This window comes from Bradyrhizobium sp. SBR1B (genome assembly GCF_014198205.1).
Lineage (GTDB): Bacteria > Pseudomonadota > Alphaproteobacteria > Rhizobiales > Xanthobacteraceae > Bradyrhizobium.
In genome coordinates this window covers 130226-145485 of sequence record NZ_JACIHC010000006.1, presented here as the reverse complement: position 1 = coordinate 145485, position 15260 = coordinate 130226, and the positions used below count along the sequence as shown (strand labels likewise).

The following is a 15260-nucleotide window of genomic DNA, read 5'->3' as shown; positions in this document are numbered from 1 at the left end:
TGATCGTGCCGCAGCTGAGCCCCGAAGCCGAGCGCGCATGAGCGTATTTCTCCTCCGACGTCTGTTGACCTTGCTGGCGACCCTGGTCGGCGCATCCCTGATCATTTTCCTGGTGCTGGACGCGCTTCCCGGCAACGCCGCGCAGATGCTGATGGGCGCAGATGCCTCGCCGGATGCGGTCCGCGCGCTCACCGTCAAGCTTGGGCTCGACCAGCCGCTGGCGGTTCGCTATTTGCAATGGATCAAGGGCCTCCTCGTCGGCGATCTCGGCAACTCCTATGTCTACGGCACGCCGGTCGCCAGCCTGATCGCTGAGCGGCTGGTGCTGACCATTCCGCTCGCGATCATGGCCATGACGATCACGGTGACGCTGGCACTCTCGGCCGGCATCTATACCGCCGCCAATCACAACAAGCTCGGCGACGTCGGCGTGATGTCGCTGACGCAGGTTGGCATCGCGCTGCCGAATTTCTGGTTTGCGATCCTCTTGGTGCTCCTGTTCGCGGTGCGGCTGCAATGGCTCTCGGCGGGGGGATTTTCCGGCTGGGAGGATGGCATCTGGCTCGGCGTCAAGTCGCTGCTGCTGCCGGCGATCTCGCTCGCGGTGGTGCAGGCTGCGATCCTTGCGCGCGTCACGCGCTCGGCCATGCTGGAAGTGCTGCGCGAGGATTTTGTTCGAACGGCGCGCGCGAAGGGGCTCGGCAAGCGCGAGGTGCTGTGGAGCCACGTGCTGCGCAATGCCATGATCCCCGTCATGACGGTGATGGGGCTGCAATTCGCCAATCTGCTCGCCGGCACCATCGTGATCGAGAACGTGTTCTATCTGCCGGGCCTCGGCCGCCTGATCTTCCAGTCGATCGCCAACCGCGACCTGATCGTGGTGCGCAATTGCGTGATGCTGCTGGCGACCATGGTCGTCATCGTCAATTTCGTGGTCGACGTGCTCTATGCCTTCATCGATCCCCGCATCAAGGTCCACGACCTGTGAGCGCGCCCCTAACCACTCCGGTTGACGCGCCGGTCGCGGCGCGCCGCGTACCGGCCAAGACCTTCTGGGGCCGCGCGCTGCGCCATCGCAGCTTCGTGCTCGGCGGTTCGCTAAGCCTTCTGGTGCTCGCCTCGGCGCTGCTTTCGCTGGTGTGGACGCCATGGTCTCCTTACGAGATCGACATCGCCTCGAAGCTGCGGCCGCCATCGGCGGCGCACTGGCTCGGCACCGATTCCTTCGGCCGCGACATCGTCTCGCTGCTGCTCGCCGGCGCCCGCGCCACCATCATGGTCGGCGTCATCGCCGTCAGCATCGGTCTCAGCTTCGGGGTCACGCTCGGCCTGATCGCCTCGGCCCGGCGCGGCTGGACCGAAGAGATCATCATGCGCTTCTCCGACTTCACCTTCGCCTTTCCGGCGGTGCTGTCCGCGATCATGCTCGCCGCGGTGGTGGGGCCGGGGATGGTGACCTCGATCGTCGCGATCGGCATCTTCCAGATCCCGACGCTGACCCGGCTGACGCGCGGCTCCGCCAACGCGATCTGGGCGCGCGAATTCGTGCTGGCCGCGCGCGCCGCAGGCAAGGGCGCCTTCCGCATCACCATCGAGCATGTACTGCCGAATATTCTGTCGATCCTGATCGTGCAGGTCACCATCCAGTTCGCGCTCGCCATCCTGGCTGAAGCCGCTTTGTCCTATCTCGGTCTCGGCACGCAGCCGCCACAGCCGTCCTGGGGACGGATGCTGAACGATGCGCAGACGCTGCTGTTCCAGTCGCCGATGCTCGCGGTCTATCCGGGCGCTGCGATCGCGATCGCGGTGCTGGGCCTCAATCTTCTCGGTGACGGATTGCGCGACCTGCTCGATCCCCGACTGGCACGGGAGCGATGACGATGGGCGAGCGCTCCACCATGCCGCTGATCGAGGTCGACAATCTCGGTGTCCGCCTCAACACCAGCCGCGGGCCGGCACAGGCCGTGCGCGGCGTCAGCTTCTCCCTGAAGCGCGGCGAGACGCTCGGGCTGGTCGGCGAGTCCGGCTGCGGCAAGTCGGTCACCGCGATGTCGCTGATGGGCCTGCTGCCTGATAGCGCACGCGTCACCGGCAGCATCAAGCTCGACGGCAACGAGCTCGCGGGCTTATCGGATGCCGATTACTGCCGCCTGCGCGGCAACCGCATCAGCATGATCTTCCAGGAGCCGATGACCGCGCTCAATCCAATGCATACGATCGGGCATCAGGTCGCCGAGCCGCTGCGACGTCACAAGAAGCATTCGGCGGCGCAGGCGCGCAAAGAAGCCATCGCCTTGCTCGATCGCGTCGGACTGCCCGATCCGGCGCGGCGGGTCGACGCCTATCCGCACCAGTTTTCCGGCGGCCAGCGCCAACGCATCACCATCGCGATGGCGCTCGCCTGCGAGCCTGATCTCTTGATCGCGGACGAGCCGACCACCGCGCTCGACGTCACCATCCAGGGCCAGATCCTCGACCTCATCGCTGATCTCGTCGAGGAGCGCGGCATGTCGATGATCCTGATCTCGCACGATCTCGGCGTCATCGCCGAGAACGTGCAGCGCATGATGGTGATGTATGGCGGCACCGTCGTCGAGAGCGGGCCGACCGACGAGGTGTTCCGCCGCATGGGGCATCCCTATACGCAGGGCCTGTTCCGCGCCCGGCCGAAGCTCGGCGCGCGCAAGGGGACGCGGCTGAAGACGATTTCGGGCACCGTACCGGAGCTTGCGGATCTGGCGGCGGGGTGCACGTTCTCCGACCGATGTCCGCTCGTGATCGATCAATGCCGCGCCGCGCTTCCGCCGATGGTCGACGTCGGACCCCGGCACGTCGTGCGTTGCATCAGGACGGATGTCTCCATGGCTGAAAACGTCGGAGCGCTGTCCGCATGATCGCTGCGCCCCTTCTCGACGTGAAGGATCTCGAGCAGCGCTACGCCCTGCCGCGGGAGAGCCTGTTTCGCCCGCCGGGCCAGGTGCGCGCGCTCAATGGCGTCAGCGTGCAGGTTGCACCCGGCAAGAGCCTCGGCGTCGTCGGCGAGTCCGGCTCGGGCAAGTCGACCTTCGCGCGGCTGGTGATGGCGCTGGAGCGGCCGACCTCGGGGCAGGTCGCGCTACTCGGCCGCGATCTCAACCGTATCCCGCCCGATGAGCTGCGCCGCGCGCGGCGCGATTTTCAGATGGTGTTCCAGGATCCTTACGGCTCGCTCGATCCGCGCCAGACCATAGCCCGCATCGTCGCCGAGCCGCTCACTGTGCTGGAAGAGGCCGACCGCACCACTTTTCGTGCGCGCGTCGCCGCAGTGCTGCGCCAGGTCGGCTTGCGCGATGCCGACATGGAGAAATATCCGCACGAATTCTCCGGCGGCCAGCGCCAGCGCATCGCCATTGCGCGCGCGCTGATCACCCAGCCGAAGCTGATTGTCGCCGACGAGCCGGTCTCCGCGCTCGACGTCTCCGTGCAGGCGCAGGTGCTGAACCTGATGCAGGATCTGCAGGAGCAGTTCGGGCTGAGCTACATCCTGATCAGCCATGACCTCGCTGTCGTCGACTATCTCTGCGACGAGGTCGCGGTGATGTATCTCGGCCGGATCGTCGAGCAGGGCCGGCCCGACGACCTGTTCGAGCATTGCGCCCATCCCTATACGCGGGCGCTGCTGGAGGCGGTGCCGCGGGCCCGCGCCGGCGGCGGTCGGCGGCGGCGCGGTGGCCAGGCGATCGCCTCGCAATCGACGGCGGCGGCCGGATGCCCCTATGTCGCGCGCTGTCCGCTCGCCGACCAGCATTGCCGCGAGGCCCTGCCTGCGTTACGCAAGGTGGGCGAGGGGCACCTTGCCGCCTGCCACAAGGCCGAGGCCGTGATGGCGTTGCCGCAGGCGGCCATGGAAGGTTAGTGTCCGGAGCAGGATTGGCGTAGGCTCACGAAGACAGCAGGCCGGGGAGTTACGAGATGTTCAGGAAACTATCCATCGTCGCATTTGCCGCCGCGCTGGTCGCGGCGCCTCTGCCGGTGCTGGCGCAGAGCAAGAAGGACAGCGTCGTCATGGCCATGGCGCTGGAGCCGCCGGGGCTCGATCCGACCAACGCCGCCGCCGCCGCGATCGCCGAGGTCACGCTCTACAACATCTACGAGACCCTGACCAAGATCAACGAGGACGGCTCCGTTTCGCCCTTGCTGGCGGAGAGCTGGACCGCTTCGCCGGACCTGAAGACCTATACGTTCAAGCTGCGCAAGGGCGTCAAATTCCATAACGGCGAGGCATTCGATTCCGCCGCGGTGAAGTTCTCGTTCGAGCGCAACGCCGCGCCGACCAGCACCAACAAGGACAAGAGCCTGTACCAGGCCTTCGAGAAGGTCGAGGCGCCCGATGCCGACACGGTCGTGATCACGGTGAAATATTCCGAGCCGAACCTGCCGTTCTTGCTCGGCCAGGCGGGCGGCTCGATCGTCGAGCCGAAGAGCGCGCCGACCAACGTGACGCAGCCGGTCGGCACCGGGCCCTATCAGCTCGGCGCCTGGGCCAAAGGCTCCTCGATCACGCTGAATAAGTGGGCCGATTATCGCAACGCCTCGGCGATCAAGCTTTCGAAGGTGACGATCCGCTTCATCTCCGATCCGGCCGCGCAGGTGGCGGCGCTGCTGTCGGGCGACGTCGATGCGTTCCCGCGCGTCGCCGCGGCGCGCGCCCTGGCCCAGTTCAAAGCCGATCCGCGTTTCACGGTGCTGGTCGGCGGCTCCAGGGCCAAGACCATCGTCGCGATCAACCATCGCAAGAAGCCGCTGGACGACGTCCGCGTCCGCCGCGCCATCCTCGCCGCGATCGACCGCAAGGCCATGATCGACGGCGCCGTCGACGGCTTCGGCACGCCGATCGGTAGCTTCTATGTGCCGGGGGCGCTCGGCTATGTCGACACCACCGGCATCAATCCCTACGACCCCGAGAAGGCCAAGAAGCTGCTCAGTGAAGCCGGCGTCACCACGCCGCTCGAATTGTCGCTCAAGCTGCCGCCGCCGTCCTATGCGCGGCAGGGCGGCGAGATCGCCGCAGCCCAGCTCGCCAAGGTCGGCATCGTCGCCAAGATAGAGAACGTCGAATGGGCGCAATGGCTGTCGCAGGTGTTCGCCGGCAACGGTCCGCACAATTTCGACCTCACCATCGTCAGCCATGTCGAACCGTTCGATCTCGTGAAGATCACCGAGCCGGATTACTACCTCGGCTACAACAACGAGAAGTTCAACGCACTCTACAAGCAGATCGTGTCGACGCCGGAGGAGGCCGCCCGCGCAAAACTGCTCGGCGACGCCCAGCGCATGCTGGCCACCGACGCCGTCTCCGCCTACCTCTATCAGCCGCAGCTGATCACCATTACAGCCAAGAAGCTGAAGGGCGTCTGGAAGGACGTCCCGCAATACGAGAACGATTTCTCGACATGGTCCTGGGAGTAGGGCGCTCCATCAAGTCGAGCGTATCGCGTCAATCTTGGCCTCTCCCCATCGGGGAGAGGCCATTCGTTTGACGCGTCCAAACAAAAAACTAAAAAACAACCCCATGCACAGTAGGCGGGCATAGTCATTTCAATGGCTTGCACGTTGCGTCGCAATGGCTTGTGCGTTGCGTCGTTCAATGGTCGATACGCCGGAACATTGACCCGTCGGGCAAAACACCGGCAATATTCCATCATCGCGGTCTCGTGGTTCGGGCCGCTGTCGGGCAAGGCACGCCGTGAAGATGCCGATGCCGCCTGGTGGAGTCGCAAGCAGATTCGCCGGCGTTCGCTCGGCTGCTTTTGCCGGCAGGTCATCAAACCTTCACGGATGCGCAATCTGAGGTGACGATCCGCACGCCGCCGCCGCGGTTCCATGCGCGCGATCAAACTCTCTCCCGAATTCCTGCAAATCTCTGCCATCTACCAAAGGTAGATTCGCTCCCGGTGAAGCGTGGTCAACAACGCGTCTTGCAAAAAAGAAAGCTCTGCAGGCGTCAGGTCCGCTTCCGACAATGAAAATGGGAGTTACGCCATGCAGCATCTGCCGAACGACACCTACGACGTCACGCTTGACCAATTTGGCCAAATCGCGACCGTGTATGGAGACCCCGGCTTTCCGGCATCCACCGACGTCGTGGGCGGCAACGACACCGTGACGGCCAGTGTCGCCGCGCTCAATGCAAAACTCACGATCTTCGGTGACGACCACACGATGCTCCTTGGTCATTCCCAGGGCGGAAACGACACGTTGATCGCCGACATCGACGGCGGCTGGGACACCGCCCTCGTGGTCGGCGATACCCAATCGATGATCGATGATTCCAAGGGCGGCAACGACACCATCGTCGCGGATGCCGGCCGCACCATCTACACGACGATCTCGGCGTTCGGGGATGTCGCCGGCGACATGTCGGGCAATGCGCAGGGCGGCCATGACGACATCACCGGCTCAATCGCGTGGCGCGGCGGCGCCAACCTGTTCGCCGGCGATGCCGGCGGTTCAATGATGGACACTTCGCACGGCGGCAACGACACACTCGATGTCGCCGTGCTCACGACGGACGGCGGGGCGACTGTCAGCGGAGACGCCATCGGTTCCCTGAGGGGGCTCGCGCAGGGCGGCAACGACAACCTGACCGTCACCTTGAACGGTGGCAGCCCCATCTCGAGCGGAGCCTTGTTCGGGGATTCGGCTGAAACCCTGATGGACTTCGCCCAAGGCGGCGACGATGTGCTCACCGTCAAGCTCGACGGCCAGTATGCGGAAGCCGGCGCGCAGATGTACGGCGATGCGCCGACCATGGTGGGCAATTCCCATGGCGGCAACGACGTCCTCAATGGCGGCGCGGGCCGCGATTTCATGTATGGCGACGCGCGAATCTACGAACCGGCGACACCAGGCTCGATCACCGGCGGCGTCGACACGCTGAACGGCGGGGCTGGCGACGACCGGATGTGGGGCGGGGGAAACAGCGACTTGTTCGTCTTCAACACCGGCTCGGGCAACGACACGATCGTCGACTTCGGTCAGGGCAACAAGGCCGTCGGCAGCACCGCGGTGGAACAGGATCTGATCGACGTGCAGGACTACGGCTTTGCAGACTGGACGGCGCTGTCGAAACTGATCAGCGACAACTCCGCCGGCGATGCCGTGATCCATCTTTCCGCCAATGATTCAATCACGCTGGACGGGGTTCACACGGCGAACCTGCATCCAACCGACTTCATCATCTGAAGGCGCAGAGCAAGAGCGGCGGTGTCGCCCCGCGACGCGGAGCGCCATCGCGGCTGCGCAATGACGAGTTTCGCCGCACGGCGCAGCGAACCCGTCGCCATCAAACTCTGTCCCGAATTCCAGCAAACCTCCGCCATCGACCAGAACTAAATTCGTCTCCGTGAAGCGTGGTCACAGCACGTCGCGCAAAAATTCCAGCGACGTGAGCCCCGCTTCCGACAATGAAATGGGAGTTACGCCATGCAATATCTGCCGAACGACACCATCGACGTCCTGCTCGACCAGTTTGGTCAGATCGAAACCCTCTACGGCGATCCGAATTTTCCGACCACCACGGATGCCTGGGGCGGCAACGACACCGTGACGGTCACCGTCACCCAGCCGGAAGTTGACGTCACGATCTTCGGCGAGGACGACACGACGTTGCATGGCCACTCCCGCGGCGGCAACGACACCCTGACCGTTACCGGGAGCTACGGCTGGAATGCCTTCCTCGTGGTCGGCGACGCCCGGGCAATGACCGACGACGCCAGGGGCGGCAACGACACGATCAGTGTCGGGGCCGATTCGCTTTACACCGACGTGCATGTTTTCGGTGATGTCGCCGGCGACATGTCGGGCAATTCGCACGGCGGCAGTGACACCATCACGAGCGCGGTGGGCTGGCGAAGCTACGACCATGTGTACGCCGGCGATGCCGGCGGTTCCATGAGCGGCACGGCGCAGGGCGGCAATGACACGCTCGACATCACTGTGAACACCATGCAGGGCTTTGCGACAGCTAGCGGCGATTCCATCGGCTCCATCGGCGGCGATGCGCATGGTGGCAACGACAACATCACCTTCACCTTCGGCACCGACGTCGTCTGGACCGCTGGATTCGGCTACGGAGATTCGGCGACCTCGCTGACCGACAATGCCCAAGGGGGAGATGATATTCTCACAATCGAGTTCGATGGCGTCGACAGCCTCCATTATACGAACCCGGAGCTCTTCGGCGATGCGCGGACCATGTCCGGCAATGCCCAAGGCGGTAACGATATTCTCACCGGCGGAGCAACCAACGATCACCTCTATGGTGATGCCGCGAACTATGCCCCCGCGACGCCGGGCTCGATCACCGGCGGCAGGGATATTCTCAACGGCGGCACCGGCGATGACCAGCTTTCCGGCGGCGGAAACAGCGACACCTTCGTCTTCAACACCGGCTCCGGCAATGACCTGATCACCGATTTCGATCAGGGCAACAAGGCGGTCGGCAGCACGGTGACCGAGCACGACCTGATCAATGTGCACGATTACGGGTTTGCGGACTGGACGGCGCTGTCGAGCCTGATCAGCGACAATGCCGCCGGCGACGCCGTGATTCATCTATCGGCGAGCGACAGCATCACGCTCGACGGCGTCCACGCGGCGAGCCTGCACCAGACCGACTTCCTCATCTGAGCGAGTTGCTCTGGAAGCAACGATCTCGCCCCGCCTGCGGCGGGGCGAGACTCGGGTTGCATCTTGGCCGCCTAGCAGCGCTACCACTTCGGCGCTTGGACGACCGCTTCTGACCCGAAGCGGGCTTGCTGTGCCAGGCCGAAGCTGATTATTCAGTCTTATCAGCTGAACCCTTGCGCAGCGCCTCTAAGGCTATACGGGCGTGGTGGGCTGCTTTCTGGTTGCCCACCGTTTCGATCTTTTCCAGTGCCCAGGTCAAATACTGCATAGCAGCCTGGACGTCAGCAGTTTGGTCGGTCATATGACCGTTTCTATCGAATTATGATCGGTTCGTCCCGCGCTTGCTGCGCATAAGCGAATTGCATCAGCGATGGCGGCTGTGGCCAAAAGTGAACAGTCTCGCGGTGACGGAAGGAGCATTATCGGCTGTTGCTCCCCGAGTTCATCGCACCATTGCGGTTCAGATGGGCGGAAGAGCTGATCAAGTTGGCGAACAGCGGAAGCGGCTGCTGCAAAAGCTGCAACTCAGGTCCCAGTCTCAGATTGTAGACGCCGCCACGGGTGGGCATCTTGGCCATCTTACAAACTCACGATGGCCGCTGACGAAGCGGCGCTCTGGCCGAGGCATGAGTACGGCGGCTTCGAACCGCCGACCTAAACTTTGGCTGATCAAATACCGGTAAGTATACTGCCCCGGACAAATATACTGTCCGTAGCTGTCATAGTCGCAGCCGGAGTTGTAGTAACCGTAAGCACCGGCCGCAGCGGCTGCGCCAACCGCCGCAGCGCCATACCCCAACCTCGGCGCCGGCCAGGGTCTTGAGGGCATGGCGACGTCCGATGTCCTTGAGCGTTTCCATTTTCATACTGTCGGCCCCAATTTGGCACGAGGCAGCACTGTCACCATGCTGCGCCCGGAAACCGCCTCAACCGGGGCTCCCGGCAAGGCCATTCAGCTCATCGATCGCATCATCCGGCAAATCGAGTTCGGCCGCGGCGAGATTCTCGCGCAGATGCGCGACGGACGAAGTGCCGGGGATAAGCAGGATGTTAGGTGAGCGACGAAGGAGCCAAGCAAGCGCGACCTGCATGGGCGTTGCGCCGAGGCGAGCGGCGACATCGGTTAGAGTGGACGATTGCAGGGGGGTGAACCCGCCGAGCGGGAAGAACGGCACGTAGGCAGTGCCGTCCCGGGCAAGGTCGTCGATCAAGGAGTCGTCAGACCTGTGGGCCAGATTGTATTGGTTCTGAACGCAGACGATCTTGCAAATCTTGCGTCCTTCCGCGACCTGCGTCGCGGTCACGTTGCTCAGCCCAATATGCCTTATCAGGCCCTGACGTTGGAGATCGGCCAAGACGTTCAGCGGCGCTTCGATCGAGCCTTCGGCGGGGCCATGCCGGTCGATCATGACGCGGAAGTTGACGACATCGAGTGCGTCGACCCCGAGATTTTTCAGATTGTCGTGGACCGCCTGGGTGAGCTCTTCGCGCGAGAAGGCCGGATTCCATGAGGCGTCCGCGCCACGCCGAGCCCCGATTTTGGTGTCGATGACGAGATCCCTGGGGTAGGGGTGCAGCGCCTCACGGATCAACTGGTTTGTGACATGTGGGCCGTAGAAGTCGGCTGTGTCGATATGGTTCACGCCGGACGCGATGGCCGCTCGCAGCACAGCCAATGCGGCGGTGCGATCCCTGGGCGGACCGAACACGTGCGGGCCAGCAAGCTGCATGGCACCGTAGCCAAGCCGCTTCACGCGGCGGTCTCCGAGGTCAAAGCTGGCAGTTAGGCCGGTGTTGGGCATAGGTCATCTCCATAAGAACCAATGGTCGGTAGGTAGACGTTGCCCGCGCGCTCGATAACCGGGTACAATCCGAACGGGTTGTTCGGAGAAGCGAACAGTGAAAGTCGATCTGGGTGAACTGAACGCTTTTGTGACCGTCGCGCGGGCCGGAGGCTTTCGGGACGGAGCTCGGTCGAGCGGAGCCAGTGCGTCAGGACTCAGCGAGGCGGTAACCAGGCTGGAAGCGCAACTCGGCGTCAGATTGTTGAACCGGACGACGCGAACCGTGGTGCCCACTGAGGTAGGTCAACGTCTCCTCGAGCGGCTCGGGCCAGCATTCGCCGAGGTGGAAGCTGCCGTCGATGTTGTCAACGGCTCCCGCAACAGGCCAGCAGGTACGCTGCGTCTGAACGTACCGGTCAGTGCGGCACGCCTCGTGCTGCCCACCATCGCGCCGCCCTTTCTCGCCGCTTATCCTGACATCCGGCTTGAAGTGATTGCGGACAATAACTTTATCGACGTTCTGGCCGCTGGTTGTGACGCTGGCATCCGATACGACGAGCGTCTGGAACAGGACATGATGGCGATTCCAATCGGTCCTCGCGTTCAGCGCTTTGCAACCGCTGCCTCTCCAAACTACCTGGATCGCTACGGCCGGCCCAATCATCCTCGCGAGCTTGTCAACCACGCTTGCCTTGGCAGTCGTCTTTCGTCCGGCGCGATGGTGGCTCCGTGGGAGTTTGAACGGGAGGGCGAAATGGTTCGCGTTGAACCCAAAGGGCCGCTGCTGGTCAGCGTCGGGGCGGCGACAGATCTCGCCGTTGCCGCCGCCATCGCCGGTACCGGCATTGTCACCCTCTTCGAGGACTGGCTTCGTCCCCATCTCGCCAGTGGTCAGCTCGAGCCGGTCCTCGAACCCTGGTGGCAAAGCTTTTCGGGTCCCTTTCTCTACTATCCTGGCAGACGTCTCGTGCCGGCGCCGTTGCGCGCATTCATAGACTTCGTAAGGGGTGTACCATCGCACTCAGCGCTCGGCGCGACGCCCACCGCATAGGCAATGCGTTTGCTAGTAGCGAGACGCTCGCTTCTTGAGAGTTGAGAGACTGCTCGATTCCACTCCAGACGCCATGCGGACGCGACGTGAGACAGTCGAGCATCCCTTCGGCGCGATCAAGGCCGTATGGGTGCGACCCACGACGGGCGGTTCGAGTGAAGGCGGCGGCGCACCGTTTGGAAACGATGCGCCGCTAGTTAGGTCATGCTGCCCTGGCGTGGACGTTGCCTATCCAGTCGCGGGCGAGTGTCACGTCGGCTTGCGACAATTGATGGCCCGCCGGCAGGACCCTATGGGTCACGCTTGCGCCTGCTTGCGAAAGCAGGGCCGCAAGCTTGGCCGAATTGCCGGCCGGCACGATCGGATCAGCCTGCCCGGACAGCAGCAGGACCGGCTTGCCGGCAAGATCGGCCGTGGGCGGATCCGACAGCGGCACCATCGCGCGCAGCAGGATCGCGCCGGCCAGCACCTCCGGCTTTAGCAGCAACAGCGCGGCTGCGATGTTGGCGCCGTTGGAGAAGCCGACCGCGACCGGCGCGGCGATGCCGTAGCGCTGCCGAGCCGCGTTGACGAAGTCGCCGAGCTCGTTCGCGCGGCGGCGGACGTCGTCCTCGTCGAACACGCCTTCGGCGAGGCGGCGGAAGAAGCGCGGCATGCCGTGCTCGAGCACGCGGCCACGCGGCGAGAGCAGGGCTGACCCCGGCGAGATCATCTTGCCGAGCCCGAGCAGGTCGTTCTCGTCGCCGCCGGTGCCGTGCAGCAGCAGCAGCGGAGGGGAGCCCGCGCTGGCCGCGGGCTCGAAGCGATGGATGAATTCAGTCTCGGTCATGACACGGTCTCTTCCAGATTCGGCAGTACGCCCTCGATCTGCTTGCGCTGTGCTTCGAGGAAAGCAGGCAGCTTGAGGTCTTTCCCCAGCGTCGCGACAGGTTCGTCGACGGCGAAGCCGGGGATGTCGGTCGCAATCTCGAACAGCACGCCGCCGGGTTCGCGGAAGTAGATCGAGCGGAAGTAGTTGCGATCCCTCTGCTCGGTCGGATGCAGGCCGTGATTGCTCACGAGCCTTTGCGCCATCTTGCCCTGCTCGGCATCGTCAGCCGCGCGGAAGGCGATGTGATGCACCGAGCCGCCGCCCTGATGCCCGCGCAGGAAGCCCTTGGCCTCGTAGATGTCGACGACGCTGCCCTCGACATCGCCGGGCGCCTTGAAGCGGATCACCGAGCCTTCACGGCCGGTCTCCTTGAAGCCGAACACGTCGGTGAGGACGGCTGCCGTCTTCGCCGCGCTGTCGAGCAGCAAGGTCACGCCATGGAAACCGCGGATCGCGTGCTCGGCCGGCACGTCGCCATTGCTCCAGCCGGGCTCGTTCTCCGCACCCGGCACGCCGACCAGCGCGAGCGCCATGCCATCGGGATCGGTGAACGGCAGCACGGATTCGCCGAAGCGCTTTTCGAGCGCCTCATACGCGATGCCCTTCTCGGTGAAACGCTGGGTCCAGTAGCCGAGCGAGCGCTGCGGCACGCGGAAGGCAGTCTGATGGGTCTCGCCGACGCCGCGGCGCCCGGCCGGAACGCCCGCCCACGGAAAGAAGGTCAGGATGGTGCCGGGGCGGCCGGTCTCGTCGCCATAATAGAAGTGATAGGTGCCGGGATCATCGAAATTGACCGTCTTCTTGACGAAGCGCAGGCCGAGATCCCGCGTGTAGAAGCGGAAATTCCTGATGGGGTCGCCGGCAATCGCGGTGACATGGTGCAGTCCAGACATTGTCGTCCTCCAGAGTGTTCGGGGAGCGTCTTGCTCTGGCCGGAAATATCGTTCCGCTTTGGATTGGAGACAATCCATGCAAATATGACGGCTATGTCTATGATTTGGAAACAATCACCGGGGCCGGCCCTTGGATAAGGTCGCCAGCCTCCGGGCCTTCGTGAAAGTGGTCGAAAGCGGCAGTTTTGCCGAAGCGGGCCGGCAGTTGCGGCTGTCGCGTTCGGCGATCAGCAAATATGTCGCCGACTTAGAGGAGAGCCTCGGCGTGCAGCTCCTGAACCGGACCACGCGGCATGCCAGCCCGACCGAGAACGGCCAGCGCTATTTCGAGCGCGCACTCGTCATCCTCTCGGAGATCGAGGCCGCCGACCAGGCGGTGACGCAGGCCCAGTCGGCGCCGCGCGGCCTACTCCGCGTCAACGCGCCGATGTCGTTCGGCACGATGCGGCTCGGGCCGGTGCTGGCCGATTTCATGGCGCGCTATGGCGAGCTTCAGCTCCAGATCGTGCTCAGCGACGATCTGCTCGATCCCGTCCAGGACGGTTTTGACGTGACCTTGCGGATCGCGGAACTGGAATCTTCGAGCTTGATCGCGCGGAAAATCACGCCGGTGGCGCGCATGATCTGCGCTTCGCCGGATTATCTCGCACGTCACGGCACGCCAAAGCACCCGCAGGATCTGCGCGAGCACGCCTCGCTGACATACGGCTTCCTGCTCACCGGCAATCAGTGGAAGCTTACCGGCGCGGATGGCGATCACTGGATCCAGCCGGCCTGGTCGCTCTGCGTCAACAATGCCGAGGTGCTGCGCGACGTCGCGATCAAGGGCAGGGGGCTGGCGCTGCTGCCGGAGTTCATCGCCGCTGACGCGTTGCGGACAGGCAAGCTGCGCGCCGTCCTGCAAGACTATTTCGCGCCGCCGCTCGCGCTCTATGCGGTCTATCCGCCGACGCGGCATTTGTCGGTGAAGGTGCGGCTGTTCATCGACTTTCTCGTCGAGCGGTTTGGGCGCGATGAAGAAGCCGGCGCGCAGGCGGGCTGAGGCTGGGTCGGGAAGCCATGACTCTGCCCGGCAACGGCTCGCAGCGATCTATCGCGATGAGTCAAGAAGGCGAGCTACACGGCGGACACTCAGGGCATTTGCCTTTGAAAGGGTGAGCGGCAAGGGTGCTCCTATTGTCAACGTTGCTGACAGTGATTCCTCGGAATTGCTCTCCCGCGAACGATTGGATGAAGTCCGGCGACCAGCAATGGCCATGATGATTGTGCCTTTGCTGAGAGTCGCGCAGTGGCTGGATACGATTATACCAGACCGGAAAGTTGAACTTTCTTCCCGTGCCTCGGACTCATATTTGCGTCCCGACTTCGCGCCTCAGGACAGAGAGAGTTCAGCCGCTGTCAGGGCGTTCCGAGGGCTCTCTTCCGTGCCCCCGCGAAGAGCCGGGCACGATGAGTAGCTCACACTTCTCGACTTGATTTCAACAAGCGCAGGAGGAAGCTATGCGGAAGTCTCTCGCCTTTTTCCTTTCTGGCGTGGCATTGGCCGTCGCGGCGTCAACAGCCGTGGCCGGTGAGCGGGTGCTCGAGTTCAAGCTGATCACGAAGCCGATCGACCTCAAGGTCATAGAGGCCGCAAACGTCGAAGGACAGACGGTTGTGTCTGGGAAATTCTTTGGGGTCGCTGTCTTCACCGATGGCCGTATCGGAGTGAAAGAGTTCGTCAATACTTCGGACTTGCTCAAAGGATCGGGCCCCTTCTTCGGCTACAGCACGTACACGTTCGAGGAAGGCTCGATTACCGCGCGCTACACCGGTTCGGCCAAGGACGGCAAATCAACGGGCGAATACACAATCTTGTCGGGCACAGGTGCCTATGCGAACGCCACGGGTACGGGAACGATCGAAAGCGCGCCGAACCCGTTCAAAGGCGTCAACCTGCTGAACATAAAGCTCGTCGTTAAAACGTCCGGTTCGTGACAGCGCAATGGTCA

Annotated in this window: 16 protein-coding genes; 11 read left to right on the top strand and 5 right to left on the bottom strand. The window is 63.6% G+C overall.

Annotated elements, in window-relative coordinates; all coding sequences use genetic code 11:
- Window positions 1–37: 37 nt before the first annotated feature.
- The 8 genes from GGD61_RS17920 (at window position 38) to GGD61_RS17885 (ending at window position 8670) form a co-directional block, all read left to right on the top strand.
- A complete protein-coding gene (locus tag GGD61_RS17920; RefSeq protein WP_092256270.1) occupies window positions 38–988 on the top strand; it encodes an ABC transporter permease in 951 nt (316 codons plus the stop codon).
- Window positions 985–1878, top strand: coding sequence for an ABC transporter permease (locus GGD61_RS17915; RefSeq protein WP_092256267.1), 894 nt, complete (start codon window positions 985–987; stop codon window positions 1876–1878). The genes GGD61_RS17920 and GGD61_RS17915 overlap by 4 nt, the downstream gene beginning before the upstream one ends.
- 2 nt (window positions 1879–1880) lie before the next feature.
- Complete coding sequence (locus tag GGD61_RS17910) at window positions 1881–2894, top strand: ABC transporter ATP-binding protein (protein WP_177237099.1); 1014 nt, start codon at window positions 1881–1883, stop codon at window positions 2892–2894.
- On the top strand, window positions 2891–3895 hold the full coding sequence (locus tag GGD61_RS17905; RefSeq protein ID WP_092256261.1) for an ABC transporter ATP-binding protein: 1005 nt from the start codon (window positions 2891–2893) through the stop codon (window positions 3893–3895). The genes GGD61_RS17910 and GGD61_RS17905 overlap by 4 nt, the downstream gene beginning before the upstream one ends.
- 56 nt (window positions 3896–3951) lie before the next feature.
- Window positions 3952–5448 carry an ABC transporter substrate-binding protein gene (locus GGD61_RS17900; RefSeq protein WP_092256258.1) on the top strand — a complete coding sequence of 499 codons (1497 nt, stop codon included), beginning with the start codon at window positions 3952–3954 and terminating at the stop codon, window positions 5446–5448.
- 198 nt (window positions 5449–5646) lie between these two features.
- Window positions 5647–5835 (top strand): hypothetical protein, encoded by a 189-nt coding sequence (locus tag GGD61_RS17895; RefSeq protein ID WP_143109048.1) that lies wholly within the window; start codon window positions 5647–5649, stop codon window positions 5833–5835.
- A 105-nt stretch (window positions 5836–5940) separates the two neighbouring features.
- On the top strand, window positions 5941–7224 hold the full coding sequence (locus tag GGD61_RS17890; protein WP_312012685.1) for a hypothetical protein: 1284 nt from the start codon (window positions 5941–5943) through the stop codon (window positions 7222–7224).
- Between the two features lie 240 nt (window positions 7225–7464).
- On the top strand, window positions 7465–8670 hold the full coding sequence (locus GGD61_RS17885) for a calcium-binding protein (RefSeq protein WP_092256252.1): 1206 nt from the start codon (window positions 7465–7467) through the stop codon (window positions 8668–8670).
- Window positions 8671–8818: 148 nt separating this feature from the next.
- Here GGD61_RS17885 and GGD61_RS17880 read toward each other — a convergent pair whose 3' ends face one another.
- The 3 genes from GGD61_RS17880 to GGD61_RS17870 all read right to left on the bottom strand — a co-directional run bounded on the left by GGD61_RS17880 (window position 8819) and on the right by GGD61_RS17870 (window position 10472).
- Window positions 8819–8971: a hypothetical protein gene (locus tag GGD61_RS17880; protein WP_018315939.1), complete on the bottom strand. Its 153-nt coding sequence runs from the start codon at window positions 8969–8971 to the stop codon at window positions 8819–8821.
- 118 nt (window positions 8972–9089) lie between these two features.
- Complete coding sequence (locus GGD61_RS17875) at window positions 9090–9248, bottom strand: hypothetical protein (protein WP_183230953.1); 159 nt, start codon at window positions 9246–9248, stop codon at window positions 9090–9092.
- Between the two features lie 348 nt (window positions 9249–9596).
- Complete coding sequence (locus tag GGD61_RS17870) at window positions 9597–10472, bottom strand: aldo/keto reductase family oxidoreductase (protein WP_092256250.1); 876 nt, start codon at window positions 10470–10472, stop codon at window positions 9597–9599.
- A 97-nt stretch (window positions 10473–10569) separates the two neighbouring features.
- Between GGD61_RS17870 and GGD61_RS17865 the strand changes: the two genes are divergently transcribed.
- Entirely contained in the window at window positions 10570–11505 is a 936-nt protein-coding gene (locus tag GGD61_RS17865) for a LysR family transcriptional regulator (RefSeq protein WP_092256247.1), read from the top strand.
- Between the two features lie 202 nt (window positions 11506–11707).
- On the opposite strand, the gene GGD61_RS17860 is transcribed toward GGD61_RS17865, so the two are convergent.
- Both GGD61_RS17860 and GGD61_RS17855 read right to left on the bottom strand, forming a co-directional pair.
- Entirely contained in the window at window positions 11708–12334 is a 627-nt protein-coding gene (locus tag GGD61_RS17860; protein WP_092256245.1) for an alpha/beta hydrolase, read from the bottom strand.
- Complete coding sequence (locus GGD61_RS17855) at window positions 12331–13269, bottom strand: ring-cleaving dioxygenase (RefSeq protein ID WP_092256242.1); 939 nt, start codon at window positions 13267–13269, stop codon at window positions 12331–12333. The genes GGD61_RS17860 and GGD61_RS17855 overlap by 4 nt, the downstream gene beginning before the upstream one ends.
- Before the next feature lie 130 nt (window positions 13270–13399).
- Between GGD61_RS17855 and GGD61_RS17850 the strand changes: the two genes are divergently transcribed.
- Both GGD61_RS17850 and GGD61_RS17845 read left to right on the top strand, forming a co-directional pair.
- Window positions 13400–14311, top strand: coding sequence for a LysR family transcriptional regulator (locus GGD61_RS17850; protein WP_018315942.1), 912 nt, complete (start codon window positions 13400–13402; stop codon window positions 14309–14311).
- A gap of 458 nt (window positions 14312–14769) precedes the next feature.
- The gene (locus tag GGD61_RS17845; RefSeq protein WP_092256241.1) at window positions 14770–15246 is read left to right on the top strand and encodes a hypothetical protein; all 477 of its coding nucleotides are present in this window, start codon (window positions 14770–14772) and stop codon (window positions 15244–15246) included.
- The last annotated feature ends 14 nt before the right edge of the window (window positions 15247–15260 follow it).